The 25,466-nt window shown below is 72.9% G+C and carries 26 protein-coding genes; 13 read left to right on the forward strand and 13 right to left on the reverse strand.

The annotated features are described in order from the left end of the window. Window positions 1-63 precede the first annotated feature (63 nt). Genes BIU94_RS13120 through BIU94_RS13140 form a run of 5 tightly spaced genes read right to left on the reverse strand, consistent with a single transcriptional unit; the run spans window position 64 to window position 5,249 of the window. Window positions 64-1,644, reverse strand: a complete 1,581-nt coding sequence (locus BIU94_RS13120; RefSeq protein WP_071260996.1) for an amidohydrolase family protein — start codon at window positions 1,642-1,644, stop codon at window positions 64-66. Further along, window positions 1,641-2,291, reverse strand: coding sequence for a bifunctional 4-hydroxy-2-oxoglutarate aldolase/2-dehydro-3-deoxy-phosphogluconate aldolase (locus tag BIU94_RS13125; protein ID WP_175472222.1), 651 nt, complete (start codon window positions 2,289-2,291; stop codon window positions 1,641-1,643). Before BIU94_RS13125 ends, BIU94_RS13120 begins: the two co-directional genes overlap by 4 nt. A gap of 29 nt (window positions 2,292-2,320) precedes the next feature. Further along, window positions 2,321-3,298, reverse strand: coding sequence for a sugar kinase (locus BIU94_RS13130; RefSeq protein ID WP_083404821.1), 978 nt, complete (start codon window positions 3,296-3,298; stop codon window positions 2,321-2,323). Continuing rightward, window positions 3,295-4,116: an IclR family transcriptional regulator gene (locus tag BIU94_RS13135; RefSeq protein ID WP_071261001.1), complete on the reverse strand. Its 822-nt coding sequence runs from the start codon at window positions 4,114-4,116 to the stop codon at window positions 3,295-3,297. Before BIU94_RS13135 ends, BIU94_RS13130 begins: the two co-directional genes overlap by 4 nt. Further along, window positions 4,113-5,249: an alanine racemase gene (locus BIU94_RS13140; RefSeq protein WP_071261003.1), complete on the reverse strand. Its 1,137-nt coding sequence runs from the start codon at window positions 5,247-5,249 to the stop codon at window positions 4,113-4,115. Before BIU94_RS13140 ends, BIU94_RS13135 begins: the two co-directional genes overlap by 4 nt. 179 nt (window positions 5,250-5,428) lie before the next feature. Between BIU94_RS13140 and BIU94_RS13145 the strand changes: the two genes are divergently transcribed. Both BIU94_RS13145 and BIU94_RS13150 read left to right on the forward strand, forming a co-directional pair. Continuing rightward, entirely contained in the window at window positions 5,429-6,841 is a 1,413-nt protein-coding gene (locus tag BIU94_RS13145) for an MFS transporter (RefSeq protein ID WP_071261005.1), read from the forward strand. Between the two features lie 133 nt (window positions 6,842-6,974). Continuing rightward, entirely contained in the window at window positions 6,975-7,751 is a 777-nt protein-coding gene (locus BIU94_RS13150) for an endonuclease/exonuclease/phosphatase family protein (RefSeq protein WP_071261007.1), read from the forward strand. 265 nt (window positions 7,752-8,016) lie between these two features. On the opposite strand, the gene BIU94_RS13155 is transcribed toward BIU94_RS13150, so the two are convergent. Genes BIU94_RS13155 through BIU94_RS13165 form a run of 3 tightly spaced genes read right to left on the reverse strand, consistent with a single transcriptional unit; the run spans window position 8,017 to window position 10,678 of the window. Continuing rightward, complete coding sequence (locus BIU94_RS13155) at window positions 8,017-8,688, reverse strand: methionine ABC transporter permease (RefSeq protein WP_071261009.1); 672 nt, start codon at window positions 8,686-8,688, stop codon at window positions 8,017-8,019. Then, window positions 8,685-9,725, reverse strand: coding sequence for a methionine ABC transporter ATP-binding protein (locus tag BIU94_RS13160; protein WP_071261011.1), 1,041 nt, complete (start codon window positions 9,723-9,725; stop codon window positions 8,685-8,687). Before BIU94_RS13160 ends, BIU94_RS13155 begins: the two co-directional genes overlap by 4 nt. Next, entirely contained in the window at window positions 9,725-10,678 is a 954-nt protein-coding gene (locus BIU94_RS13165; RefSeq protein ID WP_071261013.1) for a MetQ/NlpA family ABC transporter substrate-binding protein, read from the reverse strand. The genes BIU94_RS13160 and BIU94_RS13165 overlap by 1 nt, the downstream gene beginning before the upstream one ends. 139 nt (window positions 10,679-10,817) lie before the next feature. Between BIU94_RS13165 and BIU94_RS13170 the strand changes: the two genes are divergently transcribed. Next, window positions 10,818-11,312 (forward strand): 2'-5' RNA ligase family protein, encoded by a 495-nt coding sequence (locus BIU94_RS13170; RefSeq protein WP_071261015.1) that lies wholly within the window; start codon window positions 10,818-10,820, stop codon window positions 11,310-11,312. Window positions 11,313-11,406: 94 nt separating this feature from the next. Here the strand turns inward: BIU94_RS13170 and BIU94_RS13175 are convergent, their stop codons facing one another. The 3 genes from BIU94_RS13175 to BIU94_RS13185 all read right to left on the reverse strand — a co-directional run bounded on the left by BIU94_RS13175 (window position 11,407) and on the right by BIU94_RS13185 (window position 14,592). After that, on the reverse strand, window positions 11,407-12,654 hold the full coding sequence (locus BIU94_RS13175; protein WP_071261016.1) for a D-arabinono-1,4-lactone oxidase: 1,248 nt from the start codon (window positions 12,652-12,654) through the stop codon (window positions 11,407-11,409). Between the two features lie 32 nt (window positions 12,655-12,686). After that, window positions 12,687-14,168: an MDR family MFS transporter gene (locus BIU94_RS13180; RefSeq protein WP_083404823.1), complete on the reverse strand. Its 1,482-nt coding sequence runs from the start codon at window positions 14,166-14,168 to the stop codon at window positions 12,687-12,689. 142 nt (window positions 14,169-14,310) lie between these two features. Further along, the gene (locus BIU94_RS13185; RefSeq protein WP_254783007.1) at window positions 14,311-14,592 is read right to left on the reverse strand and encodes an acylphosphatase; all 282 of its coding nucleotides are present in this window, start codon (window positions 14,590-14,592) and stop codon (window positions 14,311-14,313) included. 132 nt (window positions 14,593-14,724) lie between these two features. Here BIU94_RS13185 and BIU94_RS13190 point away from each other — a divergent pair, with 132 nt between their 5' ends. The 7 genes from BIU94_RS13190 to BIU94_RS13220 all read left to right on the forward strand — a co-directional run bounded on the left by BIU94_RS13190 (window position 14,725) and on the right by BIU94_RS13220 (window position 21,330). Next, window positions 14,725-15,432 carry an NUDIX domain-containing protein gene (locus BIU94_RS13190; protein WP_071261018.1) on the forward strand — a complete coding sequence of 236 codons (708 nt, stop codon included), beginning with the start codon at window positions 14,725-14,727 and terminating at the stop codon, window positions 15,430-15,432. An 11-nt stretch (window positions 15,433-15,443) separates the two neighbouring features. Then, complete coding sequence (nadA, locus tag BIU94_RS13195) at window positions 15,444-16,715, forward strand: quinolinate synthase NadA (protein WP_071261020.1); 1,272 nt, start codon at window positions 15,444-15,446, stop codon at window positions 16,713-16,715. Window positions 16,716-16,732: 17 nt separating this feature from the next. Then, complete coding sequence (locus tag BIU94_RS13200; protein ID WP_071261022.1) at window positions 16,733-18,424, forward strand: L-aspartate oxidase; 1,692 nt, start codon at window positions 16,733-16,735, stop codon at window positions 18,422-18,424. After that, the gene (nadC, locus tag BIU94_RS13205) at window positions 18,421-19,305 is read left to right on the forward strand and encodes a carboxylating nicotinate-nucleotide diphosphorylase (RefSeq protein WP_071261024.1); all 885 of its coding nucleotides are present in this window, start codon (window positions 18,421-18,423) and stop codon (window positions 19,303-19,305) included. The genes BIU94_RS13200 and nadC overlap by 4 nt, the downstream gene beginning before the upstream one ends. Before the next feature lie 2 nt (window positions 19,306-19,307). Then, complete coding sequence (locus BIU94_RS13210) at window positions 19,308-20,453, forward strand: cysteine desulfurase family protein (protein ID WP_071261026.1); 1,146 nt, start codon at window positions 19,308-19,310, stop codon at window positions 20,451-20,453. 79 nt (window positions 20,454-20,532) lie between these two features. Further along, window positions 20,533-20,820, forward strand: a complete 288-nt coding sequence (locus BIU94_RS13215; RefSeq protein ID WP_071261028.1) for a hypothetical protein — start codon at window positions 20,533-20,535, stop codon at window positions 20,818-20,820. Between the two features lie 219 nt (window positions 20,821-21,039). Beyond that, window positions 21,040-21,330, forward strand: a complete 291-nt coding sequence (locus BIU94_RS13220; protein WP_071261030.1) for a hypothetical protein — start codon at window positions 21,040-21,042, stop codon at window positions 21,328-21,330. Window positions 21,331-21,339: 9 nt separating this feature from the next. Here BIU94_RS13220 and BIU94_RS13225 read toward each other — a convergent pair whose 3' ends face one another. Then, window positions 21,340-21,807 carry an MSMEG_6728 family protein gene (locus BIU94_RS13225; RefSeq protein ID WP_071261032.1) on the reverse strand — a complete coding sequence of 156 codons (468 nt, stop codon included), beginning with the start codon at window positions 21,805-21,807 and terminating at the stop codon, window positions 21,340-21,342. A gap of 88 nt (window positions 21,808-21,895) precedes the next feature. On the opposite strand from BIU94_RS13225, the gene BIU94_RS13230 reads away from it, so the two are divergent. Then, window positions 21,896-22,492 carry an NAD(P)H-dependent oxidoreductase gene (locus tag BIU94_RS13230; RefSeq protein ID WP_071262024.1) on the forward strand — a complete coding sequence of 199 codons (597 nt, stop codon included), beginning with the start codon at window positions 21,896-21,898 and terminating at the stop codon, window positions 22,490-22,492. Window positions 22,493-22,773: 281 nt separating this feature from the next. Here BIU94_RS13230 and aroQ read toward each other — a convergent pair whose 3' ends face one another. Then, window positions 22,774-23,217, reverse strand: coding sequence for a type II 3-dehydroquinate dehydratase (gene aroQ, locus BIU94_RS13235; protein WP_071261034.1), 444 nt, complete (start codon window positions 23,215-23,217; stop codon window positions 22,774-22,776). A 139-nt stretch (window positions 23,218-23,356) separates the two neighbouring features. Between aroQ and BIU94_RS13240 the strand changes: the two genes are divergently transcribed. Further along, window positions 23,357-25,027 carry a sodium:solute symporter family protein gene (locus BIU94_RS13240; RefSeq protein ID WP_071261036.1) on the forward strand — a complete coding sequence of 557 codons (1,671 nt, stop codon included), beginning with the start codon at window positions 23,357-23,359 and terminating at the stop codon, window positions 25,025-25,027. A gap of 30 nt (window positions 25,028-25,057) precedes the next feature. Next, entirely contained in the window at window positions 25,058-25,387 is a 330-nt protein-coding gene (locus BIU94_RS13245; protein WP_071261038.1) for a hypothetical protein, read from the forward strand. Window positions 25,388-25,466 lie beyond the last annotated feature (79 nt).

Raw genomic sequence — 25,466 nt, forward strand, 5'->3', positions numbered from 1 at the left:
CCCCCGTGCGGACGTCGTGCCCCGAGAAGTCGGGACGCGACGACCGTACGGGGGCGCGGGTCGTCAGGTGCTCGTCCGGCGGAGACCGGCTCCGGGCGTCGCGTGTGTCAGGGTGCCGTCGCGCAGGACCGGGACGCCCGCCACCAGGACGTCGTCGATGCCCTCGGCCAGGCGCATCGGCTCGGCGTAGGTCGACCGTGCCGCGACGCGCTCGGGGTCGACGACGACGAGGTCGGCCGTCCACCCCGGTGCGACGACGCCCCGGCGACCGAGCCCGAATCGCTCCACCGACCGGGTGGAAAGGTGTTGCTGCGCCGCGGCCCAGGACAGCAGGCCGGCGCGGGCGTACTCGCCGAGGTAGCGCGCGAACGTGCCGTACGCCCGCGGGTGCGGGTGCGTGCCGACGAAGATGCCGTCCGACCCGCCGGTGTGGCCGTCGTGGCGGAAGAGTCCCGCGAGCTGCGCGGGGGTGCGGGGACGCGGCACGCGCATGACGACCGTGACCTGCAGGTCGGAGTCGACCAGGACGTCGAGCGCGAGGTCGACCGGGTCGGTCCCGGTGGCGTCGGCGGCCTCGGCGAGGGTCCGTCCCTGCAGCACGTGGAACTCGGCGGCCGGCACGTGGGAGAGCGTGATCTGGTCCGCCCACCCGGTGCCGAGGTCCGCTCGACCGAGCACCCGGTCGAGCACCGCGGCCCGGATCTGCTCGCGACCCCCGGCGGTGTCGAGCGCCCGGGCCAGGTCGTCGGTGCCGGGGCGGGCGAGTTCGGCGGGCAGGAGCAGCATCGACAGGATCGTGCAGCCGCGTGAGTACGGGTAGGCGTCGAAGGACAGCGCGACGCCCCGGTCGGCGGCGCGGTCGAGTTCGGCGAGCGCGAGCTCCACCGGCGCGTGCAGGTGCGAGATGTGAGCACTGCCGCCCGCCGTGCCGGCGATGGCGACGATTTCGTCGATGCCCGCTGCCGCGTTCGTCTCGTACCCGCCGCGCATGTGGGTGACGTAGGGGACCCCGGCCGGTGCCGCCTCGGCGGCGAGCTCGGCGATCTCGTCGGTGCCGGCGAAGAGCCCGGGCACGTAGTCGAGACCGGTGGCGAGACCGACGGCGCCGTCGGCCGTGCCCTGTCGCACGAGGGCGCGCATCGCGTCGAGCTGTCTGCGGTCGGCCGGTCCCTGCTGGTCGCCCATCACCTCGTGCCGCACGGTGCCCGCGGGGACGAGGGTCGCCACGTTCAGCGCGGTGGTGCCGTCGTAGGTGGCCAGCAGCCCGGCCACGCCGTCGCCGCGGTACGTCGGGTGCGGCCCGTCGATCGCCGCGAAGTACCGGGCGGCGTACGACCCGTCGCCCGGTGCCGGTCCGACGCCGTCCTGGCCGGTGATGATCGTCGTCACGCCCTGGCGGAGGAGCGCGAGCTGGACCCCGTCGTCGAACACGAGCGACCCCGCGTGCGAGTGGGCGTCGATGAAGCCCGGCATGACCACGCGGCCCGTGCAGTCGACGACCTCGGCGTGCTCGGGGACGTCCAGCCGTGTGCCGACGGCGGCGACCGCACCGTCGACGACGAGGACGTCCGCCCGACGGAACGCGCCGTCGTCGCCGACGACGGAGCCGCCGGCCAGGTGCACCGGTGCCGCGGTCGCCGTCATCGGCGCAGCGCCGCGACGAGTCGTCCGGCCCGGGCGCGGAGGGCGTCGAGGTCGCCGTCGCGCAGGGCGTCGCCGACGAGCGGTGAGCCGAGACCGACCGCCACGGCCCCCGCTGCCAGGTAGTCGGCGGCGTCGTCCACCCCGATGCCGCCGGTGGGGATGACGTCGACGAAGTCGAGCGGGGCGAGCACCTGCTTGAGGAACCCCGGCCCGCCGAGCTGCGCAGCCGGGAACACCTTCACCGCGCGGGCGCCGTGCTGCCAGGCCGTGACGATCTCGGTCGGCGTGGCGGCACCGGGGTACCAGCCGAGACCGCGTTCGTGGGCCCGGTGCCCGATCGCGGGGTCGGTGTGCGGGCTGACCGCGAAGGACGCCCCGGCCGCTGCTGCCTCGTCGAGCTGTCGTGGCTCGAGGACGGTCCCGACCCCGATCGCCGCCGACCGGCCGTACTGCTCGGTGGCCCAGGCGATGCCCTCGCGCCAGCGCGGGGTGTTCGTGGTGATCTCGATCGCGCGGACCCCGGACTCGACGAGCACGCCGATGACGTCCTCCAGGTGCTCGCCCGTCCCGCCGCGGAGGATCGCGATCGCGGGGCCGGCCTCGTGGCGGTGGCGGGGCGGTGCTGCGGCGGGCGTCGTGTCGGTCACGGGGGCCTCTCGGTTCGTGGGCGGGACCATCAGCGGTCCACCCGGTCGTGCACGGTGTGGTCGGTGTCGGGGGCGTCCTCGACGGAGACCAGGGCGTCGGGGTCCGGTCGGCCCCAGTCGCTCGCCACGCTGCAGGCGAGCGCACCGGCGTCGGCCGCACGGTCGAGCGCGGTGGTGGCGTCCGTGCCGGTGAGCACCGCGGCGAGCCAGCCGGCCACGAACGCGTCGCCGGCGCCGACGGGGTCGACGACGCGGACGGGTGTCGCGGCCCGCCGGTGCAGGACGCCGTCGACCGAGGCGACCGCGCCGCGGGAGCCGAGCTTCACGACGGCCGTGCCGTCGGCGAGTGCGGCGAGGTCGTGCGCGAGGGCTTCTTCGTCGTCCGGGCGCTCGTCGCGGCCGAGGACCAGCCGGGCCTCGTCGTCGCCGGCGAACACCACGGCCGAGCGGGCGACGACGTGTCGGTAGCTGGCACGGGCCCGTTCCGGGTCGATGAGCTTCGGGCGGTGGTTGACGTCGAACGACACCGGGACGCCGGCGGCAGCGGCGCGGTCGAGCACCGCGTCGACGGTCGCCCGCGCCGTGTCCGACAGGGCCACCGTGATGCCGGTCAGGTGCACGAGCGCAGCCTGCTCGACGATGCTCGCGGGCACGTCCGTCGGGACGAGTGCCGAGCCCGCCGAGCCACGGCGGTGGTACGTCACCCGCGTCCGACCGTCGGTGAGCCGTTCCTTCATCATGAGCCCGGTCGAGTGCTCCGGGTCCGGGACGGCGACGACGTCGACCCCGGCGCCGCGCACGTCGGCGAGGACGCGGTCGCCCGCGGGGTCGGTGCCGACGCGGCCGACCCAGGTCGTCGGGACGCCGGCGCGGACGAGCCCGATCGCGACGTTGCTCTCGGCACCGCCCGTGTCGATCCGCATCGCGTCGAGGTCGGGCACGGCGCCGACGGCCTGCCCGCTCAACAGCAGCATGGTCTCGCCGACGGTGACGACGCGGCCGGTCACCGTGCGGACCTCGTCAGGGCGAGCTGCGCCGAGGACGAACCGAGGGCGACGGAGATCTCGTGCGCCGTGCGCACCACGCCCGCCCCGAGCTCGCGCACCGCGGCGGCGGGGAAGCGGGACGCCAGCCCCGAGATGCTCATCGCGCCGACCACCTGGTTCGCGTGGTCGAGGACGGGCGCCGCGACGCACCGGATGTCCGGTTCGTTCTCGCGGTCGTCGACGCCGTAGCCGCGGCCGTGGGTCCGCTCGACCTCGTGCCGCCAGCGCTCGTCGTCGGTGATCGTGTGGTCGGTCATCGCCCGAGCGGGTTCGGCGAGCACCCGGGCGAGCAGGTCCGGCTCGCCGAAGGCCACGATCGCCTTGCCGGAGGCGGTGTTGCGCATCGGCAGGCGGTTGCCGATCCGCGACCCCATCCGCACGGTGCCGCGGGTCTCGACCTTGTCGACGTACACGATGTCGGTGCCGTCCGGGACGACCAGGTGGCACGTCAGGCCCGTCTGTTCCGCGGTGCGGCGGAGGAACGGCGCGGCGGCCGCCCGGAGGTCGATGCCCTCGAGGTAGCTCTGGCCGAGTAGCAGCGCGCCGAGCCCGAGCGTGAACCCGGTGTCGGCGGTGCGTCGGAGCAGGTCGGTCTCGACCATCGGTGCGGTCAGGCGGAGCACGGTCGACTTCGAGGTGCCGAGTTCGTCCGCGAGGGCGCCGAGGCTGACCGAGACCTCGCCGTTCCGGGTGCGGTCGGCGATGCAGTCCAGCAGGCGCAGCCCGCGCCGGAGCGACAGTGCGGCGTTGCGCACGGGGACGTCGGGCGGCGTCGTCACCGGAACTCCGTCTCGATGGTGTCCGTCACCGTGTCGTCGTCGGCGAGGACGAGCACCCGTCGCCACTTGTCGAACACCGTGCAGGGGTGGGAGATGCCGAGGACGACCACGTCACCCGGCGTGATCGCCGGCGCCGCGTCCGTCAGCCGCAGGTAGCAGTGCTGGTCGTCGAGGCGGGCGACGGTGACCGACCCGGGGGCGGGGGCGACGGGGCGGGCGTGCGCCGTGCCTCCCGGCCGGAGCTCGCGCACGACCGGCAGCCCCTCGTCGAAGCTGATGTCCCGCTTGCCGACGGCCACGATGGCCAGGCCGGCCTCGGGGGTCGAGGTGACCCGGCCCCAGACCCGGATCGCGGACTCGAGCCGGCCTTCCTCCGGGTGCCGCCCGAAGGGCGTGCGCTCGGCGTAGAAGCCGTCGTCGTGGGTGAGCGAGGCGCCGGACCGCAGCAGCACGTCGACGTCGTCGGGGCGGTCGGCGACCGCGTCGACGACGGCGTCGAACCAGGCGCTGCCGCCCATGCCGAGCAGGGTGCGGGGAGCCGTGACGAGCGAGCGGACCGCCTCGGTCGCGCCGAGCACGCCGCGGACGTACTCGCGCGCCTCGTCGGGACCGGGCAGGCCGCCCTCGTAGCCGGTGACGCCGCGGACGTCGAGGCCCGCGTCACGTGCGGTGCGGGCCAGGGCGACACCGGCCTCGGGGGAGCGCACGCCCGTGCGGCCCCCGGGGAACCCGATCTCGACGAGCACGGGGAGCGCGCCGTGCTCGGCCGCCGCTGCGACCCCGGCCGCGGAGTCGACCTGGAAGAGCACGTCGGCCTCCGGGTCCTCGGCGCGCCGGCCGGCGATCCAGGCGAGGCCGGCCGGGTCGAGGACCTCGTTCGCGATGAACACCCGGTGGATGCCGTGGCGCCACGCGACGAGCGCCTGCTGCACGGAGGCGACGGTGACGCCCCACGCGCCGAGGTCGATCTGCCGTCGGGCGAGGGCCGGGGCCATGTGCGTCTTCATGTGCGGGGCGAAGAGCAGGCGGTGGCGGTCGACGTACGCCTGCATCACGGCGGCGTTCGCGGCGAGCGCCGACTCGCGGAGCGTCATCGCGGGCAGCAGGACGTCGTCGAGCACGTGCTTCGTCATCGGGCCTCCTCGTGCTGGTGCGGGTGCTGGTCGTGCTGGTGCGGCGTGCCAGCGGGTGCTGGTCGTGCCAGCCTCGCCGGGTCCCCGTGCCGCCGACAACGCCCGCACCCCGACCATTCTGCAACGCAGAACGCAGGGCGGCCGGGGTGCTCCGGGGCGGGCATACGATCGCCTGTGACATGACGACGACGACATCGACGCCCAGCCGGCGACGGGCCGGCAGCACGGCGGTCGCCGTGCTCGTCGCGGGGACCTTCTTCATGGAGCTCCTCGACGGCACGATCCTCGCGACCGCCGCCCCGGCGATGGGACGCGACCTCGGGGTCGACTCCGCGGCGGTCGGCGTCGCGATCACCGCGTACCTCGTCACGCTCGCGGTGTTCATCCCCGTCTCCGGTTGGCTGACCGACCGCGTCGGGTCCCGCACGGTGTTCGCCGGCGCGATCGCCCTGTTCACCGTGGCCTCGGCACTGTGCGCGATGTCGACCGGACTCGTCGACCTGACCCTGTGGCGGATCCTGCAGGGGCTCGGCGGGGCGCTCATGGTGCCCGTCGGTCGGCTCGTGGTGCTCCGCAGCGCCGGACGCGAGCAGCTCGTCACGGCGATCGCGATCCTCACCTGGCCGGCCCTCGCCGCGCCGATCATCGCCCCGTTCGTCGGCGGCGTGCTCGTCGACACCCTGTCGTGGCACTGGATCTTCCTCGTCAACATCCCGCTCGGCGTCGTCGCGTTCGTCGCGGCGCTCGTGCTCGTGCCACAGGAGCGCGCGGCGCAGCGGGTGCCGTTCGACTGGTTCGGGTCCCTGCTCGCCTGCTTCGGGCTCGGCTCGCTCGTGGTGATGGCGTCGCTGCTCGCCCTCGACACGATCCCGGTCGCCGCCGTCGTGGTGTCCGGGATCGTCGGCGCCGTGTGCACCTGGTTCGCGATCCGCCACTTCCGTCGGGCGCCGCACCCGATCATGGGGCTCGACGCCTTCCGGCTCGAGACCTTCCGGGTGTCGCACGCCGGCGGCAGCCTGTTCCGCCTGGCCGTCTCGGCGGTGCCGTTCGTGCTGCCCCTGCTGTTCCAGGACGCCTGGGGGTGGAGCGCCGTGCTCGCCGGTTCGGCGGTGCTCTGGGTCTTCGTCGGCAACCTCGGCGTCAAGCCGATGACCACCCCGTTCCTGCGCTGGTTCGGCTACCGGCCGGTGATCATCGTGTCGTCGGCCGTCGCGGCCCTCACCGTCGTCGCGATGGCGTTCATGACCGAGGACACCCCGTTCTGGCTGCTCGCCGTGCTGCTCGTGGTGAGCGGCGCCGCACGCTCGGTCGGGTTCACCGCGTACAACACCATCGCCTTCGCCGACGTCGAGCAGGCCGACATGACCCCCGCCAACACGCTGTCCTCGACGCTGCAGCAGACCGCCGCCGGCTTCGGCGTCGCGGTCGCCGCCGTCGTCATCCGGGCCGCCGGCGGACTCGGCGGTGACGGCCCCTACGCCGTCGCCTTCTGGGTGATCGCCGTGCTCCTCGCCGTCGCGTGCGTCGAGGGGGTCCTGATGAGTCGTACAGCGGGGGAGACCGTCCGCCCGGCACGCCGCGTCCGGGCCTGAACCGGCCGGTGTCCGTTTCCGACGCGGGCGCTCCGAGGGACGCCGACAGGCGTTACAGTCTCAGCAACTGTTTGTGGACCCCGAGTACGGTTGCCGCGGCAGGGTGACCGGACCACCCGGACAGGAAGGCAGCATGGCCGCGCCAGATCAGCAGAGCACGACGGCAACCGACGAGCCCGTGCAGCCGACGTCCCTCCGCGTCGTCAGCTACAACCTGCGCGAACACACCGCGAACAGCGAGCTCGCCGCGTTGGCCGAGTCCTCCGAGGCCGACGTCCTCTGCGTCCAGGAGTGCGACAGCAACGACCTGGCCCCGTCGATCGGCGGCCTGTCCCTCGCTGCGTCCACCCGGACGAACCGCCTCGGCCTGGCCATCTACAAGCGCGACGACCGCTTCGAGGTGCAGGACTTCAGCATCCACTCGCTGCAGAAGTCCCTGCACGACCGCGTGCTCGCCCCTGCGCACGAGCGGCTCATCGCGATGCACCTGCGCGACACCGAGGCCGACGCCGAGGTCGTCGTCGCGTCGTTCCACGCCTCACCGCTGACCGCGACGAACTCCCTGCGCCGCAAGCAGATCGAGGCGGCGCACCAGTTCCTCCGCGAGCTGGCGAAGGACGTCCCCGCGGTCATGGTCGGCGACTTCAACTACCCGTGGTTCCAGACGAACCTGCGCCGCAAGATCGAGCAGCACGGCTTCGCGCTGTCCCTCTCCGACCAGCCGACCTACCTGCGCTACCGCAAGTTCACCGGCCACTTCGACTTCGCGACGAGCGTCGGCCTGCACATCGCAGGGGTCGAGACCCTGCCCGCCGGCATCTCGGACCACCGTCCGATCCTGGTCCGCGCGCACTACGAGCACCCCGGCGAGACCGGCACCGTCGCCACGATCGAGTCCCCGGCCGCCTGACCTGGGTCGTCGGCCGCTGGCTGGTCGGCACCGAGGTCGCACGACGTGCCGCGTGCGCGGCGTTGAGTGGTCGGGAACCGTCGGTCGCGCGGCCGTCGGGCAACGGTTGGTGCGACCTCGGCGGAGCTGAGCGGGGAGTCGTGACCGCTCGGCGGACGACTCTGGGCGCGTCCGTCGAGGCGGCGACGCGCCGGAGGCCCGGTGTCGGTCCCGTGGACCGGCACCGGGCCTCCAGGCGGTCGCCCGCAGAACCCGCGCGCCCGCGTCAGCGCCGCAAGGTCGCGCGGGCCAGACGGTTGCCGACGAACTGGCCGAGCTGCACGATGACGACGATCGCCGCGACCGAGACGTAGACGATCCACCAGTCGTAGCGCTGCGAGCCGTAGGTGATCGCGTACTCGCCGAGCCCGCCGCCGCCGACCAACGCACCCTGCGCCGTCATGTCGACGATGCCGATGTAGATGAACGTGTAGCCGAGGATGAGCGGGCCGAGGCCCTCGGGGATGAGCACCGTCAACAGGATCGACACCGGGTGCGCGCCCGATGCCCGAGCCGCCTCGACGACGCCGGGGTCCACCGCGAGCAGGTTCTGCTCGACGATTCGGGACACCGCGAAGGCCGCGGCCAGCGAGATCGCGAACGTCACCGCGGGCACGCCGATCGTGGTCTGCACCACGACGCGCGACAGCGGGGCGATCGCGGCGAGGAAGATCACGAACGGGATCGGCCGGACCAGGTTCACGACGACGTTGATGACGGTGTACGCGGTGCGGTTGCCGAGCAGGTTGCCCGGCCGGGTCGCGTAGAGCAGCAGCCCGAGGGCGAGGCCGATGACGCCGGCGATGACGAGCGACACGAGCGACATCACGATGGTGTCGCGCGTCGCCGCCAGGAAGACGTCGAACGTGTCGATCACGCTCTGGAACGAGTTGTTCACGCGGCTGCCTCCTCGTCGGTCGTGACCCCGTCGGCGCGCAGGGCGGCGACGGCCCGGTCGACGGCCGCCGGCTCGTCGGCCGTCAGCTCGTACGTGAGCGAACCGATCCGGCGCTCGCGGATCTCGCCGACCCCGCCGTAGACGAGCTCGGCGCTGACCCCGGCGGACCGGAAGACGCGGTCGATGCGGTTCTGCAACCCGGCCTCGTCGGTGATCTGCACCGTCACCAGGCGGCCCGGGTGGCGTTCGCGCAGGCGGGTGAGCGTGTCGGTGGAGGGCCGGTCGTGCAGCGCGGTGCGGACGAACCGCTGCGCCGCCGGCGTCTGCGGCGATGAGAAGACGTCGTAGACGTCCCCGACCTCGACGACGCGTCCCCGTTCCATCACGACGACCCGGTCGGCGATCTGCCGGACGGCGTCCATCTCGTGGGTGATGACGATGATGGTGACGCCGAGCTCCTGGTTCACGCGGCGGAGCAGCCCGAGCACCTCGGAGGTGGTGTCCGGGTCGAGGGCGCTCGTCGCCTCGTCGGCGAGCAGCAGGTCCGGCGAGGCCGCGAGTGCCCGGGCGATGCCGACGCGCTGCTTCTGCCCGCCGGAGAGCTGCTCCGGGTAAGCGTGGGCGCGGTCGAGGAGCCCGACGAAGTCGAGCAGTTCGGCGACGCGTCGGTCGCGCTCGGCCTTCGGGACACCGGCGACCTTGAGCGGGTACGCGACGTTGCCGGCGATGGTGCGGGACCGGAACAGGTTGAACTGCTGGAAGATCATCCCGATGTTGCGACGTGCCAGACGGCGGTCCCGCTCGGGGATGGCGGTGAGTTCCCTGCCCGCCACGGTGACCGTCCCGGAGCTGGGGAGCTCGAGGGCGTTCACCAGCCGGACGAGGGTGGACTTGCCGGCGCCGGAGTACCCGATGACGCCGAGGACCTCTCCCTGGTGCACGTCCAGGGAGACGTCCTCGACGGCCACCACGGTCTCGCCGGTGTCGGCGCGGCGGTAGTGCTTCGAGACGCCGCGGAGTTCGACGAGGACCGGCACTACTGCTTGGCCGCCTTCGCGTCCTGCTCGACCTTCGCGAGCTCGGCCTGCAGCTCCGAAGCGCTCTCGTCGCGGGAGACGGCCTCGGGCAGGTCCTTCGCGAAGGCCTCCTGCACGGCGTCGTCCTGGAACAGCTTCGCCAGGTCGAGGTAGGTCTTGTTGTCCTTGTCCTCGTCGCGGGCGGCGAAGACGTTCACGTACGGGGCGGCGCTCGCGCTCGAGGGGTCGTCCTGGTAGATCGCGTCCGAGATCGGCAGGCCTGCTGCGGTCGCGAAGTTGTTGTTCACGACGGCGGCGGCGACGGAGCCCTGCTGCAGCGCGTTCGCGGTCTGCGAGGCCTCGAGCGGCTGGATGTCGACCTTCTTCGTCTCGATGTCCGAGGTGGTCGAGAACGCCGAGCCGCCGTCCTTCAGCGTGACGAGGTCCGCTGCCTGCAGGATGAGCAGCGCGCGGGCCTGGTTGATCGAGTCGTTCGGGATGGCGACCTTCGCGTTCGCGGGCAGGTCCGAGGGCTCGTCGTACTTCGTCGAGTACAGCGGCAGCGGGTAGACGGCGGTCGAGCCGATCGGCTGCAGGTCGTCGTCCGAGGTGACGTTGTAGTCCGCCAGGTACTGGATGTGCTGGAACTGGTTGAGGTCGACCTGGCCGTCCTTCAGCGCGGGGTTCGGCAGCGAGTAGTCCGCGAAGTTCGTCAGCTTGACGGTGACGTTGAGCTTCTCCTTCGCGAGCTTCGTGTACGTGCTCCAGTAGGACAGCGACTTGTCCGCGACACCGATCGTGACGGTCTTCGGGGCGGCGTCGCCGGCAGCAGCGCCACCCTCGTCGCCCCCGGAACGGACGGCGGCGACCACGACGGCGACGACGATCGCGAGGACGACGACCGCTGCGGCGACGATCCAGCCGATCGGGCGCTTGCCCTTCGGCTTCTCGGGCAGGACGGGTGCTGCGGACATGCTGGTGCTCCTCGTGGGGGGATGCTGCGGGGACACCGCGGTGGTCCGCGGCGTGCAGTCGAGTGTGGCCGGACCACGGGCGCGGTGCGACTTGCGTTCCGCCGTGTTACACGCAGCCGACCCGAGCAGACTCGGTCGGGTGCGCAGCATCGAACTCGTCCTCGACGGTCCCTCGGACGCAGCGGTCCGGGCGCTCTGGCAGACCCTGGTCGCCGCGGAGCTGCCGAGCCTCGGCCACTCGGGCACGAACGACCCGCACGTCACCCTCGTGGCGGGCGAGGCGCTGCCCGTCCCGACGGACCTCGACGCCCCGGTGCCCGGGGACCTGCGCGTGGCCGGCGTCCTGCTCTTCCCCGCCGGGCCCGGGCGGCACGTGCTCGGGCTCGGTGTGGTCGTCGACGGGCCGCTCGCACGCTTCCACCGCGCGGTCGACGCCGCCGCTCCGGGATCGACCGACTCGTCGCTGCCGGGCCGCTGGGCGCCGCACGTCACCCTCGCCCGTCGCATCCGCGACGTCGACCTGCCCGCGGCGCTCCGGGTCCTCACGGCCGACGCACCCCTGCCCGAGGTGCTCACGGTGGGCGGTCTCCGCCACTGGGACGGGGACGCGAAGGTGGTCACCCGCCTGCGGTGACCGGCCTGGCGGACCGGCACCGGGCCTCCTGGACGGCGCCGACGCGGAACCTGCGTTCCGCAGGCCAGCAGCCTGCGCGGCCGGGAGGCCCGGTTCAGGTCCCGAGCACCCGCTCGCCGAACGCGGATGCGAACGTCCGATCCGGGTCGGCGCGCGCGACGAGTTCGCGGAAGTCCGGCAGTCGTGGGTACAGCGCGGCGACCGCGTCGCGGTCGAGCGAGCTCATCTTGCCCCAGTGCGGCCGGCCGTCGAACGGCGCGAGCCGCGCCTCGAGGTCGGGCAGCAGCGCCGCGACCTCGTCCGGGTGCTTCTGCCAGGTGAACGCGATGCACAGGACGTCCTCGCCCTGGGTCGGGCTGAGCCACAGGTCGTCGGCGGCCGTCGTCCGCAGTTCGCAGACGTGCAGGTGCGGCTGGATCCGGTTGGCGAGCCCGCGGAGTGCGTCGAGCGCGGCGGCGGCGTGCCGGAGCGGGACGAAGTGCTCGCTCTGCACCTCGGAGCCGTGGCTCGGCACCGACTCGATCGGGAAGTGCGGCAGGCGGTCCCACCACGGTCCGACGGACCCGTCGCGGGCGGTGTGGTGGCCGTCGCCGGGGGAGCCGGGCAGCCGCGGGGCGCCGAACAGCTCGTCGGGGACCGTGACGTCGTCGGCGTCCGCCGGCACCCGGGTCTTCACCAGGACCTCGCGCACCTCGTCGCCGAACACCGTGTACGCGCAGACCGAGGTACCGGCCGCGTGGACCTCGGCGACGTGGTCCAGGAAGGTCCGCCAGGGGAGCGGGCCGTAGGTGTCCTGTCGCATCCGCCAGGACGGTTCGACGTCGAGCGTCACCCGGGTGACGATGCCGGTCAACCCGAGGTGCAGGACCGCGCCGTCGAACCCGGGGTCGCCGCGGCTGACGGTGCGCGGGGTGCCGTCCGGACCGAGCAGCTCGAGCGCACGGACGGCCGTCGTCAGCGATCCGAGGGCCGTCCCGGACCCGTGGGTGCCGGTGGCCGTGGCGCCGCCGATCGAGATGTGCGGCAGTGAGCCCATGTTGTGCAGGGCGAACCCGGTGCGGTCGAGGTCCGGAGCGACCGTGCCGTACCGGGTGCCGGCGCCGACGGTGGCGGTCCGTGCGTCCGGGTCGACGACGAGGTCCGTCGGGATCCCGGTCAGGTCGAGCAGCACGCCGGGGGCGTCCGCGACGTCGTTGAACGAGTGCCGCGTGCCGAGGCCGTGCACGCGGCGGTTCGCGGCGACGATCTCGGCGGCCTCGTCGACGGAGCGCGGTCGCAGCACTCGTTCGGCCCCGTAGGTGACCGTGCCGGACCAGTTCAGTTCGCTCGACGTCGACCGCATGGGGCCCACCATGCCACGCGGGGCAGTGGGCGTCAGTGCGCGGGCGGGGGCGTCGGTGCGCCCTCGGGGACCTCCGGACGCCGGACGAACAGCGACGCCACGATGCCGGCGAGCGAGATGAACGCGCCGACCAGGAACGCCGTCCGCACGCCCGAGGCGGTCGCGCTGGCCACGGCGTCGGCCCCGGCGCCCGTCGCCGCCGTGGCGGCACCGATCGTGAGCAGCGTGACGAACAGTGCGGTCCCGGCCGCGCCGGCGAGCTGCTGGGCGGTGCCGAGCACGGCGCTGCCGTGGGAGTACAGCTTCGGCGGCAGGCCGCCGAGCGCCGCGGTGAACAGCGGCGTGAAGGTCAGGGCCAGGCCGATGCTCAGCACGACGTGGGCGCCGAGGACGAACCAGACGCTCGTGTCGGTGCCGACCGTCGCGAGTGCCCAGAGCACCGCGCTGACGATGACCGAACCCGGGACGAGCATGACGCGCGGGCCGTACCGGTCGTAGACGCGACCGACGACGGGGGAGAGCAGGCCCATGAGCAGCCCGCCGGGGAGCAGCAGGAGGCCGACGTTGAGGACCTCGAGACCGAGGACGCGTTCGAGGTAGATCGGCAGCAGGATGAGCGTGCCGAACATGGCCATGAAGCTCAGCGCCATCGCGACGATCGGCACCGTGAAGCCGCGGGTGCGGAACGTGCGCAGGTCGAGCAGGGCGCTGTCCGTGCGCTGCAGGCGGGTCTGCCGGACGACGAACACCACGAGGGCCGCCACGCCGACGACGAGCGCGCCGATCGGCACGGCGAGGCCGGTCGAACCCGACTCGCCGATGCTCGACAGGCCGTAGACGATGCCGCCGAAGGCGAACGCCGACAGCACGACGGACACGACGTCAAGCGGGGCCTTGCGCGGCGTCGAGACGTTCTGCACCTTGAACGCACCGAGCACGAGGGCCGCGAGCGCGATGGGGAGCACGAAGCCGAACAGCCAGCGCCACGAGAACGCGTTGAGGATGAGGCCGGAGATCGTCGGGCCGATGGCCGGGGCCACCGAGATGACGATCGAGATGTTGCCCATGATGCGGCCGCGACGCGCCGGGTCGACGAGCGTCAGCACCGTCGTCATGAGCAGCGGCATCATGATCGCCGTCCCGCTCGCCTGCACGATGCGCCCGACGAGCAGCACGGAGAAGCCCGGGGCCAGCAGCGCGATCAGGGTGCCGGCGGAGAACAGCCCCATCGCCGCGAGGAAGACCGGGCGGGTGTCGAAGCGCTGCAGCAGGAACCCGGTGATCGGGATGACGACCGCCATGGTGAGCAGGAAGCCGGTGGTGAGCCACTGGCCCGTCGCCGCGCTGATCTGCAGGTCGTCCATGAGCCGCGGCAGCGCCACGCCCATGATCGTCTCGTTGAGGATGACCACGAACGCGGAGACGAGCAGCAGCCCGATCACCAGACGGGTCTCGGCAGCGGACGGCGGCGAGACGCTCCCCGTGCGCGGGGCGGAATCGACGGCCTGGGTCATGCGGGGGCTCCTGGTGGATCGCGAGGGGTGGGAACGAGGGGCGCGGACCGCGCAGACAGGGCAACCGCCTGAGTGGATTCGATTATTCCGCTTCCGTGCCGACTCGGCCCGACCCGGTCCGCTCAGTGCCGATTCGGCCCGCTCAGTGCAGGATCGCGAACCCGTCGGCGTCGCCGTGCGGCACGACCGGCCGGAGTTCGACGGCGGTCACCGTCGCCGACGGCGGTCCGGTCCGCAACCAGCCCATGAGCGCCTCGACGGCGGGCGACGGCCCCTCGGCCTCGACCTCGACGGTGCCGTCCCACAGGTTCCGTGCGTAGCCGACGAGCTCGAGCGCGTCCGCCTTCCGTGCGGTCCACCACCGGAAGCCGACCCCCTGGACCGTCCCCGACACGACCGCGTGCATCCTCGTCACCGTTGCCATGTCGCTCACCGTAGGCGCGCGCGGACCCCCGGAGTTTTCGTCCCGGTGACGATGTGTTTCCGGTTCGTGACGGCGAGTGATAGTGTCACACCTACCCGAACAGTTCGGGTCAAAACGACCATAAGGTGTTCGATGGAGAAGGCAGGCATCCGCGTCGCGGTCTCGACCGTGATCGTCGCGCTGCGGCCGCACCCGGACACCGGCGCTCCGGCACTGTGGATGCCGCTCGTGCGCCGGGTGGCCGAGCCGTACGAGGGGTCGTGGGCACTGCCCGGCGGGTGGGTGCAGCCGGACGAGGGGCTCGAGGACTCCGCTGCCGCCCGCCTCCGCGAGACGACGAACGTGCAGCCCCGCTACCTCGAGCAGCTCTACGCGTTCGGCGACGTCGACCGCTCCCCGTCGCGGGTCGTGTCGATCGTGTACTGGGCCCTCGTGCACCCGGACGAGGCGAACTCGGTGCCCGACGACTGGAACGTCCGGTGGTTCCTGGCCGACGAGCACCCGCCGCTCGCGTTCGACCACGACCGCATCGTCGAGTACGCCCTGTGGCGGCTCCGCAACAAGATGTCCTACTCGCGGATCGCCCAGGCGTTCCTCGGCGACCGGTTCACCCTCGCCGAGCTCCGCGGCGTGTACGAGGCGGTGCTCGGCCGAGCGCTCGACCCCGCGAACTTCCGTCGACAGGTGGAGAAGACCGACGCGGTCCTGCCGACCGACGAGACCACGAGCGGGGACCGGCACCGTCCGGCCCGGCTGTACCGCTCGAACCCCGACCTGGCCTACGCGGACAACGGCCCGCTGCAGACCGGGGCCGATCAGCACCAGCAGCGGAACCGATAGGAGACCCTCCCGTGTCCATCGCCACGACCATCGAACGCATCTCCAACGGCCAGGCCGGCGGCAGCACCTGCACGCCCGACCTCGCCCTGCCGACCTGGGACTTCGACGCCCGAGCCGGGTACGGCCCGGGCTCGTCGATGTCCGACGTCATCCCCACGAGCGCCCCGCGCCAGGGTGTCCTGCCCGACGAGTACAAGACGGCTCCGACCGACGAGCTGCACGAGCGCATCGAGCGGGCGAAGGCCACGCTCGGCGAACGGGTCGTCGTCCTCGGGCACTTCTACCAGCGCGACGAGGTCGTCCGGCACGCGGACTTCCTCGGCGACTCGTTCCAGCTCGCGAACGCGGCGCTGACGAAGCCCGACGCCGAGGCCATCGTGTTCTGCGGCGTGCACTTCATGGCCGAGACCGCCGACATCCTGGCGCGGGACGACCAGCGGGTCATCCTGCCGAACCTCGCCGCCGGGTGCTCGATGGCCGACATGGCCGACATCGACAGCGTCGAGGCCGCGTGGGCCGAGCTCACCGCGGTCTACGGCACCGAGCCCGACGCCGACGGCCGCGTGCCGGTGATCCCGGTCACCTACATGAACTCCGCCGCCGACCTCAAGGCCTTCTGCGGGCGCAACGGCGGCATCGTGTGCACCTCGTCGAACGCCGCGACGGTGCTCGAGTGGGCCTTCGAGCGCGGGCAGCGCGTCCTGTTCTTCCCCGACCAGCACCTCGGCCGCAACACCGCCAAGGCCATGGGCATCAGCACCGACCGCATGCCGATGTGGAACCCGCGGCTGCCGGGCGGCGGCAACACCGCGCGGGACCTGCTCGAGGCCGAGGTCATCCTCTGGCACGGCTTCTGCTCGGTGCACCGCCGGTTCACGGTCGACCAGATCGACCAGGCCCGCCGCGAGCACCCCGGCGTGCAGGTCATCGTGCACCCGGAGTGCCCGATGGCGGTCGTCGACGCCGCGGACCACGCCGGCAGCACCGACCTCATCCGGAAGACCGTCGCCGCGGCCACCGAGCCGACCACGTTCGCGATCGGCACCGAGATCAACATGGTCAACCGGCTCGCCGCCGAGTACCCGCAGCACACGATCTTCTGCCTCGACCCGGTCGTCTGCCCCTGCTCGACGATGTACCGGATCCACCCGGGCTACCTCGCCTGGGTGCTCGAGGCACTCGTCCGCGGCGAGGTCCTCAACGAGATCGTCGTCCCCGCCGACGTGCAGGCCGACGCCCGGGTGGCGCTCGAGCGGATGCTCGCGGCGAAGCCGCGGGTCTGACGGGCGGGGGACCGGCCGTGCACGTCGTCGTCGTCGGGTCCGGCATCGCCGGTCTGACCGCCGCGATCCGCGCGAGCACCGCCCACGACGTCACGCTCGTGACGAAGGGGGCGCTCGCCGACGGCGCCACCGCGTACGCCCAGGGCGGCATCGCGGTCGCGCTCGGCGCCGACGACACGTCGGCGCTGCACCAGGCCGACACGCACGTCGCGGCGGCCGGGAGCGCCGACGCCCGCGCCGTCGCGGTCCTCTGCACCGACGGACCGGCCCGGGTCCGTGACCTGCTCGCCCTCGGGGTGCCCTTCGACCGCTCGTCGGACCCGGCGACCCTCGACCGGTACGGCGACGACCTCGCCCGCGGTCGCGAGGCAGCGCACGGTCGCTGGCGGGTGCTCCACGCCGACGGCGACGCGACGGGCGCCGCCGTCGAACGGACCCTGATCGACGCGCTGCACCGCCGACACGTGACGATCCTCGAACGCACGAGCCTGACCGACCTCGTCGTCCGCGACGGGGCGGTCGTCGGCGTCGACGTCCTCGACCTGCTCGGCGAGCCCCGGCGGATCGACGCCGACGCCGTCGTCATCGCCTCCGGGGGAGCGGGACACCTGTACCGCGAGACGACGAACCCGCTCGTCGCGACGGGGGACGGCGTCGCCGCGGCCTGGCGGGCGGGTGCCGTCGTCGCCGACCTCGAGTTCGTGCAGTTCCACCCGACGCGACTCGCCGTGCCGGGGGGCGGGTTGGTGTCCGAGGCCGTCCGCGGCGAGGGCGCCGTGCTCCGCGACGCCTCCGGCCACCGCTTCATGACCGACGTGCACCCGGACGCCGAACTCGCCCCGCGCGACGTCGTCGCCCGGGGGATCGCCGCCGCGGTGCGCGACCAGGGCGGCGCACCCGTGCTCCTCGACGCCACCGCGCTGGGCGCCGACTTCCTGACCGGACGCTTCCCCGGGCTGACCCGGGCCACCCGCGCGGCCGGGTTCGACTGGACCCGACAGGGCGTGCCGGTGTCCCCGGCGGCCCACTACGCGATGGGCGGCATCGCGACCGACGCCGAGGGCCGGACGAGCCTGCCCGGACTGCTCGCGGTCGGCGAGGCGGCCTGCACCGGCGTGCACGGCGCGAACCGACTCGCCTCGAACTCCCTGCTCGAAGGACTCGTCTTCGCGGTCCGCGCGGCGGACGCGGTCGCCGGGCCGCGACCCGGCCTGCTCCGCCTGCGCGGCGACGCCGGTCTCCACGTCACCACCGTGCCCCGAGCGGCCGACGCGGGTCGCGCCGCTCCCCACCTGCTCGGCCGTGACGCCGCTCCGCAGCGCGCCGGGACCGGTGGGCGTGGGTCCGGTGCGGACCGCACGGGAGGCCCGGATCACCGTGACGGGACCGCCGACCTCCGACAGGCGGTGCAGTCCGTCATGACGGAGCGGGTCGGGCTGCTCCGCGACGCCGCCGGGTTGGCGAGCGCGCGACGCGACCTCGACGCGCTCACCGCGGCGACCGGCGGCGGCGTGCGTGAGCACGAGGACCGCGCGCTGCTCGACCTCGCCCGACTCGTCGCCCGCGCCGCCGAGACCCGCACCGAGTCCCGCGGCGCACACGCCCGCACCGACCACCCCGACACCGACCCGACCGCCCCGGCCTCGTACGCCTGGGTCGCAGAGGCCGTCCCCGTCTCCGTCCCCGCCCAGCAGGAGGTACCCGCATGACCACCGACCCCGGCACCGTCCCGCCGCACGCCCTGCGCCGCGTGATCGAGACCGCGCTCGAGGAGGACGCGCCCTGGGGCGACGTCACGAGCGAGACGCTCATCCCCGCCGAGGCGACCGCGACCGCGACCCTCGGCGCCCGCGAGCCCGGCGTCCTGAGCGGCGGCGGGGTCTTCGTCGCCGTCATGCACGCGGTCGACCCCTCGATCGACGCCGTCGTGCACGTCGCCGACGGCAGCGCCTTCGTCGCGGGAGACGTCCTCGCGACCGTGACCGGTCCGGCGCGCGCCGTGCTCCGCGCCGAACGGGTCGCCCTCAACCTCGTGCAGCGGATGTCCGGGATCGCGACGACCACCGCCGCGTACGTCGCCGCCACGACCGGCACGTCCGCGCGGATCGTCGACACCCGGAAGACGACGCCCGGACTCCGCGCGCTCGAGCGGTACGCCGTCCGGTGCGGCGGTGGCCACAACCACCGCACCTCGCTGTCCGACGCCGTGCTCGCCAAGGACAACCACCTCGCGGTGCTGCTCGCCGGGGGCACCGAGATCGGCGACGCCCTCCGGCAGGCCCGCGAGCGGCTCGGACACACGGTGCACGTCGAGGTCGAGGTGGACCGCCTCGACCAGGTCGAACCCGTCGTGGCTGCCGGGGTCGACACGATCATGCTCGACAACTTCACGCCCGACGAGCTCGTGGCCGGGGTCGACATCGTCGCCGGTCGGGCGCTCGTCGAGGCGTCCGGCGGGGTCTCCCTCGACACCGTCGCGGCCATCGCCGCCACCGGGGTCGACGTCGTCTCCGTCGGGGCGCTCACCCACTCCGCCCGCGCACTCGACCTCGGTCTCGACATCGACGTCGCGGCGCCGGTGCGGGACTGACCGTGTTCTACCTGGACCGCGCCGCCACGACACCGGTCCGCTGCGAGGTGCTCGAGGCGATGTGGCCCTGGCTGACCGGGGCGTTCGGCAACCCGTCCTCCACCCACGGCGTCGGGGACCAGGCTGCCCGGGGGCTCGCGGACGCCCGGGCGACGGTCGCCCGGGTGCTCGGCTGCCGACCGGCCGAGGTCGTCTTCACCACCGGCGGCACCGAGGGGGCGAACACCGCCGTCAAGGGGATCGCCCTCGCCGCACCCCGCGGCCGGCACGTCGTCACGAGCGCGATCGAGCACGAGGCCGTGCTGGAGAGCTGCGCCTACCTCGCGCGGTTCCACGGCTTCCAGGTCACGGTGCTGCCGGTCGGGTCGGACGGCCGGGTCGACCCGCAGGTCCTGCGCGCCGCGCTCCGGCCGGACACCACGCTCGTCTCGATCGCGCACGCCGACAACGAGATCGGCACCGTGCAGGACGTCCCGGCGCTCGCCGCGGTCGCCCACGGGGTCGGGGCGCGCTTCCACACCGACGCCGTGCAGTCCGCTCCGTGGCTGCCGGTCGGGCCCGACGCGCTGGGGGTCGACGCGGTGTCGCTCTCCGGCCACAAGCTCGGCGCGCCGAAGGGCACCGGCGTGCTCGCCGTGCGGTCCGGCGTCCCGCTCGAACCGCTGCTGCACGGCGGGGGACAGGAACGCGGACGGCGGTCGGGCACCGAGGACGTCGCCGGCGCGGTGGCGGTGGCGACGGCACTCGGGCTGAGGTCCTCCGGTGGCGCTGCCGGTGCTGCCTCCGTCGCGGCCACGAGCGCCCGCGACGCCGTGCTCGACGGCGTGCTCGCCGCGGTCCCCGGGGCCTTCGTCACCGGGTCGCGTACGCACCGGCTGCCGGGGCACGCGTCGTTCTGCTTCCCCGGCGTCAACGGCGAGACGGTCCTGCTCGAACTCGAGCAGCGCGACGTCGTGTCGTCGTCGGGGAGCGCCTGCGCGGCCGGGAGCACCGAGGCCTCGCACGTGCTCACCGCCCTCGGCATCCCGGAGGACGTCGCCCGCACGGCCCTCCGACTGACCTTCGACGAGACACTCATGGCGGCCGACGTGCCGCTCGTCGTCGGCGCGGTGGCCGACGCCGTGGCGGCGGTCCGCAGCCTCGCCTGACGTGTACTAGACGTTCTACTCCATCTCTGGGTACGTGTCCCCCCTTCTGCGGACACGAGAAGTGCGTCAAGGTGGGAACATGACGAACACGACGACCACCGGCACCCGGCAGGAGGACCGCTTCCGCGCGGTGCAGCTCCTCCCCGCGCCGGCGACGGTCGTCGCGCTCGTCCTGGGCGCGCAGCACGACCTCGGCAGCGCGCCGCTCGGACTCATCGCCCTCGTCGGCGCCCTCGCCACCGCCGGGAGCGCCCTGCTCCCCACGGTGCGACCCGCCGTGGAGCGACGGGTCGGGTCCGCCACCCGACGGTCGATGCCCGCGCCGACCGAGACGGACCGGTACCGAGAGGACACCGGACACCCCTGAGGTCCACCACCACCCGGGCACCCGACCCGTGTGGTGGCCCAGACCGGACGTCGAACCCCTGATCGGCGCCCGGCGCGGGGCGCGACGTCCCCTGTCGTCGTGTCCCGCCGCACACCACGACCCGCCGTGGGTCACGACGTCCCACCCCCGATCGGACGTCGGATCCCCTGCAGCCCACGGCGGGTCGGCGGTGTCGCCGCTGCGCGCTAGCGTCGGCGCATGCCCTCGTACCGCGTGACCCTGGCCGTCGGCGCCCTGGCCCCCGGCACCGCTCCGGACGCGGTCCTGCCCGCCGCGGCTCGGCTCGTCGCCGAGCAGACCGTCGTCGAGGCGCAGGACGTCCGCCTGCTGCGCGGGGTCCCGTGCGCCGTGGTGCGCTTCGAGGCGCCGGACGACGTGACCGCCGCCGGGATCCGCGACGCCGCGGTGACGGGACTCCGCGACGTCGTCGAGGTCCGGTCCGACGTCGTCACCCGGCGCGACGGCGGGCGCTGGACGCCGGTCGCCTGAGCGGGTGCCTCAGCTCGGGCGGACGGCGGCCTCCGGCACCCCGGGCCAGAGGTACTCGAGGTCGTCGGGCACGTCGGGGAACAGCTCGCGGTAGTGCTCCGGCGCCTTCTGCACGAGCTTCGACCGGTGCGAGCGGTGCAGGGCCTCGTCGCGGTTCCACGGCGGGATCGGCACGTCGCCGTGCTCGTAGGTCTCCAGGTCCTCGGGGACCAGCGCGAGGTCGGCCAGGGTCTTCTCGAGGCAGGTGTCCGCGTGACCGCGTTCCAGCCAGACGCGGCACGTCGCCTCCTGGTAGGCCATGAGCGCCGGGCGGTACCCGCGCCACATCGCCGTGACCGGGTGGTGCTGCCAGCCGTAGTCGGGGAGCGTCAACGCCCGCATCACCTGCAGTGTCTCCACGCGCTGCTTGCCCAGCCGCTTGTCGTCGAGGGACTCGGCCGAGGCCCGGAAGTCGGCGTACGGCAGGAAGGTCTGCATCGCCCGGACGGTACCCGGCGACGCTGGCACCCGACACAAGTCGTCACAACCCGGCCCCGGCGGCGGCCGACGTGTGAGCATCGTGTGCATGAGCGGAGAACTGGTGGTCGGCGTCAGCGGCAGCCCGTCGGACCCCTCGCGGACGTCCACCCTGGTCGGCGCGACGGTGGCGCGACTGGCCCAGGACATCGAGGGTGCCCGGACGGAGACGATCGAGATCGGCCCGTTGCTGGCCGACCTCGGAGCGGCGTCGTCCCGCGAGGCGATGTCGGACCGCACCCGACGGGCGCTCGAGACCGTCGAGGCCGCGGACGTCCTCGTCGTCGGCAGCCCGGCCTTCCGGGCCGCGTACTCCGGCGCCTTCAAGCTCTTCTTCGACTGGATCGGCCAGTACGACCTCGTCGACACCCCGGTGCTCCTGACCGCCACCGGCGGCAGCGACCGGCACGCCCTGCTCGTCGAGCACCAGATGCGCCCGCTGTTCGGCTTCTTCCAGTCCACGACCCTGCCGCTCGGCGTGTTCGGCAACGAGCGGGACTTCACGAAGCGCGACGGCGGCTACGACATCGGCAGCATCGACCTCGAGCTCCGCATCGACCAGGCCGTCCGCCGCGCCGTCCCCCTCATCCGCGGAGGCTTCGCCACCGCCGGACTCACCGAGGTCCGCCGCCCCGCCGACTTCTGACGCCCCGGGTGCCGGGTTCCGGGTGCCGGGTGCTGTTCCGCGCGTAGGAGGTCGTTCCGCGCGTGGTGAGTCTTTCCGCGCGTAGGGGGCTGGTTCTTCCGGCTCCCTACGCGCGGAAGTGCTTCCCATGTCGCGTGTGATGGGACGGAACCTGCGCGCGGTGGACGCGCGGGGCGCCGGACGGGAGCCCCGGGGCGGGCTGACCCCGTGCCTCCCGTCCGCCTCGTGGCCGAGAGGCGTGAGCCGGGAGCGAGCGCCGGACCCGGACCCAGGCCCTGGCGTCAGTCGAGCAGCGACGCCAGGTGCGCGACCGCCAGGCGGTAGCCGTCGGCGCCCGCGCCGGCGATGACCGCCGTTGCGGCGGTCGCGACGTGGTCGACGTGGCGGAAGGGCTCGCGCTTCCACGTGTTGGACAGGTGCACCTCGACGACCGGGACCGTGAGTGCCTCGACGGCGTCGTGCAGCGCGACCGAGGTGTGCGCGTAGGCGGCGGGGTTGATGACGACGCCGACGAAGTCGTCGAGCGCCTCGTGCAGCCACTCGACGAGTTCGCCCTCGCGGTTGCTCTGCCGGAAGTCGGCCTCGAGCGAGTGGACGGCGGCCTCGGTGTGCACGATCGCCTCGATCTCGGCGAGCGTCACGGTGCCGTACTGCTCGGGGTCGCGCCGGCCGAGGATGTCCAGGTTGGGGCCGTTGAGGACGAGGATGCGCGACTGCTCGGTCATGTCGCGAGCCTACCGAGGGCGGGCAGCGCCGGACCCGACCGCCGCCGGGGCGGCGATGTGAACGGTCACAATTCGGTGTAACGTTCCCGTCCGGGTCGGCTGAGTTGCCGACTGCAACACACTGACGTGGAGATGTTGAATGGTTCTCGCTGCAGCGAACGAAGGGATCCGGCTCGACTTGGGCTGGGTCGACTACCTGATGATCATCGTGTACTTCGGGGTCGTCATCGGGATCGGGTTCACCGCCCGGAAACAGGTCCGGACGAGCATGGACTTCTTCCTGTCCGGCCGTTCGATGCCGGCGTGGATCACGGGCCTGGCGTTCGTGTCCGCGAACCTCGGCGCCACCGAGATCCTCGGCATGGCGGCCAACGGTGCCCAGATCGGCATGGCGACCCTGCACTACTACCTGGTCGGCGCCGTGCCCGCGATGGTGTTCCTCGGGCTCGTGATGATGCCCTTCTACTACGGCTCGAAGGTCCGCTCGGTGCCGGAGTTCATGCTCCGCCGGTTCGGCAAGGCCCCGCACCTGGTGAACTCGATCGCCTTCGCCGTGTCGAACGTGCTCATCGCGGGCATCAACCTCTACGCGATGGCCATCGTCATCGAGGCGATGCTCGGCTGGCCGGAGTGGCTCGCCATCGTCGTGTCCGCCGGCTTCGTGCTCGTCTACATCACCCTCGGTGGGCTCTCCAGCGCGATCTACAACGAGGTCATGCAGTTCTTCGTCATCATCGCGGGCCTCATCCCGCTGACGATCGTCGGCCTGCACCGCGTCGGCGGCTGGGACGGCCTGTCGAAGGCGATCACCGAGACGCAGGGCGTGCAGCACCTGCAGGCCTGGGCCGGCACCGGCTTCGGCGACGTCACGAACCCGATCGGTGCGAACTGGCTCGCGATCGTCCTCGGCCTGGGCTTCGTCCTCGGCTTCGGCTACTGGACGACCAACTTCACCGAGGTCCAGCGTGCGTTCTCGGCGAAGAACATGTCCGCCGCCCGTCGCACCCCGCTCATCGCCGCGATCCCGAAGCTCTTCATCCCGGCCATCGTCGTGATCCCCGGTCTCATCGCGGCCGCGGTCGTCGGCAACCAGTTCGCCGACGGCTCGCTCACCTACAACGACGCGATCCCGAAGCTCATCCAGATGTACCTGCCGACCGGCGTGCTCGGCGTCGCGGTCACCGGCCTGCTCGCGTCCTTCATGGCCGGCATGGCGGCGAACGTGTCGTCCTTCAACACGGTCTTCACGTACGACATCTGGCAGCGCTACATCAAGCCGAACATGCCCGACGTGCACTACCTGAAGACGGGCCGCTGGGTGACCGTCGTCGGCGTCCTGGTCGGCATCGCGACCGCGTTCATCGCCGCGCAGGCGTCGAACATCATGACGTACATGCAGACGCTGTTCTCGTTCTTCAACGCCCCGCTGTTCGCCGTGTTCATCCTCGGCCTGCTCTGGAAGCGCATGACGACGCAGGGCGCGCTCTGGGGGTACGTCCTCGGCATCGTGACCCCGACGATCACCTGGATCGCGTACCTCGTGAACCCGGACCTGTTCGCCACCGCGACCGCCGAGACCCTCTACGGCGCGATCATCTCGTTCGTCACCGTGCTCGTCGTCGGCTTCGTCGTCTCGATGCTCACCAAGCCGAAGGACGAGAAGGAGCTCAGCGGCCTGGTCTACGGCATCGGCAAGATCGACCTGCACGGCGACTCCGTCGCGACCGACACCGCCTGGTACCGCTCGCCCGCGCTGCTCGGCACGGTCGCGCTGGTGCTCTGCGTCGTCCTGTACCTCCCGTTCCTCTAGGCCCGCGAAGACCCGCGAAGGAGATCTCCCATGAGCGACACCACCACCGCCATGACCGAGGAGCAGAAGGCCGCCCTCGTCCGTTCCACCCGCCGACTCGACCTGCGTCGCATCCTCGGCGGCCTGTTCGTCCTGTACGGCGTCATCGTGACCGTCGTCGGCATCGTCCACTGGGACAGCGACCCCGAGAAGACCGGCGGCATCCACATCAACCTGTGGGTCGGGCTGTCGATGCTCGTCGGCGGGCTGCTGTTCTTCCTCTGGGACCGGCTGAACCCCGTCCCGGCGGAGGACATCATCGGCCAGGCAGAGGCCGAGACGCAGCAGAAGGCGGCCGGCGAAGGCCGAGAGCTCGCCTGAGCAGACGGTCCTGACCGTCGGACGGGAGGCGCGGTGCCGGTCGGCGCCGCGCCTCCCGTCCGACTCGGGCTGGTTGACG

Source organism: Curtobacterium sp. MMLR14_006, from assembly GCF_001864985.1.
GTDB lineage: Bacteria > Actinomycetota > Actinomycetes > Actinomycetales > Microbacteriaceae > Curtobacterium.

What these genes read in the sequence shown, in the direction of transcription:
- BIU94_RS13120 (WP_071260996.1), bottom strand. Translation starts at nt 1,644, where the DNA reads ATGACGGCGACCGCGGCACCGGTGCACCTGGCCGGCGGCTCCGTCGTC.
- BIU94_RS13140 (WP_071261003.1), bottom strand. Translation starts at nt 5,249, where the DNA reads ATGACGAAGCACGTGCTCGACGACGTCCTGCTGCCCGCGATGACGCTC.
- BIU94_RS13145 (WP_071261005.1), top strand. Translation starts at nt 5,429, where the DNA reads ATGACGACGACGACATCGACGCCCAGCCGGCGACGGGCCGGCAGCACG.
- BIU94_RS13150 (WP_071261007.1), top strand. Translation starts at nt 6,975, where the DNA reads ATGGCCGCGCCAGATCAGCAGAGCACGACGGCAACCGACGAGCCCGTG.
- BIU94_RS13165 (WP_071261013.1), bottom strand. Translation starts at nt 10,678, where the DNA reads ATGTCCGCAGCACCCGTCCTGCCCGAGAAGCCGAAGGGCAAGCGCCCG.
- BIU94_RS13175 (WP_071261016.1), bottom strand. Translation starts at nt 12,654, where the DNA reads ATGCGGTCGACGTCGAGCGAACTGAACTGGTCCGGCACGGTCACCTAC.
- BIU94_RS13180 (WP_083404823.1), bottom strand. Translation starts at nt 14,168, where the DNA reads ATGACCCAGGCCGTCGATTCCGCCCCGCGCACGGGGAGCGTCTCGCCG.
- BIU94_RS13185 (WP_254783007.1), bottom strand. Translation starts at nt 14,592, where the DNA reads ATGGCAACGGTGACGAGGATGCACGCGGTCGTGTCGGGGACGGTCCAG.
- BIU94_RS13190 (WP_071261018.1), top strand. Translation starts at nt 14,725, where the DNA reads ATGGAGAAGGCAGGCATCCGCGTCGCGGTCTCGACCGTGATCGTCGCG.
- nadC (WP_071261024.1), top strand. Translation starts at nt 18,421, where the DNA reads ATGACCACCGACCCCGGCACCGTCCCGCCGCACGCCCTGCGCCGCGTG.
- BIU94_RS13215 (WP_071261028.1), top strand. Translation starts at nt 20,533, where the DNA reads ATGACGAACACGACGACCACCGGCACCCGGCAGGAGGACCGCTTCCGC.
- BIU94_RS13220 (WP_071261030.1), top strand. Translation starts at nt 21,040, where the DNA reads ATGCCCTCGTACCGCGTGACCCTGGCCGTCGGCGCCCTGGCCCCCGGC.
- BIU94_RS13225 (WP_071261032.1), bottom strand. Translation starts at nt 21,807, where the DNA reads ATGCAGACCTTCCTGCCGTACGCCGACTTCCGGGCCTCGGCCGAGTCC.
- BIU94_RS13230 (WP_071262024.1), top strand. Translation starts at nt 21,896, where the DNA reads ATGAGCGGAGAACTGGTGGTCGGCGTCAGCGGCAGCCCGTCGGACCCC.
- aroQ (WP_071261034.1), bottom strand. Translation starts at nt 23,217, where the DNA reads ATGACCGAGCAGTCGCGCATCCTCGTCCTCAACGGCCCCAACCTGGAC.
- BIU94_RS13240 (WP_071261036.1), top strand. Translation starts at nt 23,357, where the DNA reads ATGGTTCTCGCTGCAGCGAACGAAGGGATCCGGCTCGACTTGGGCTGG.
- BIU94_RS13245 (WP_071261038.1), top strand. Translation starts at nt 25,058, where the DNA reads ATGAGCGACACCACCACCGCCATGACCGAGGAGCAGAAGGCCGCCCTC.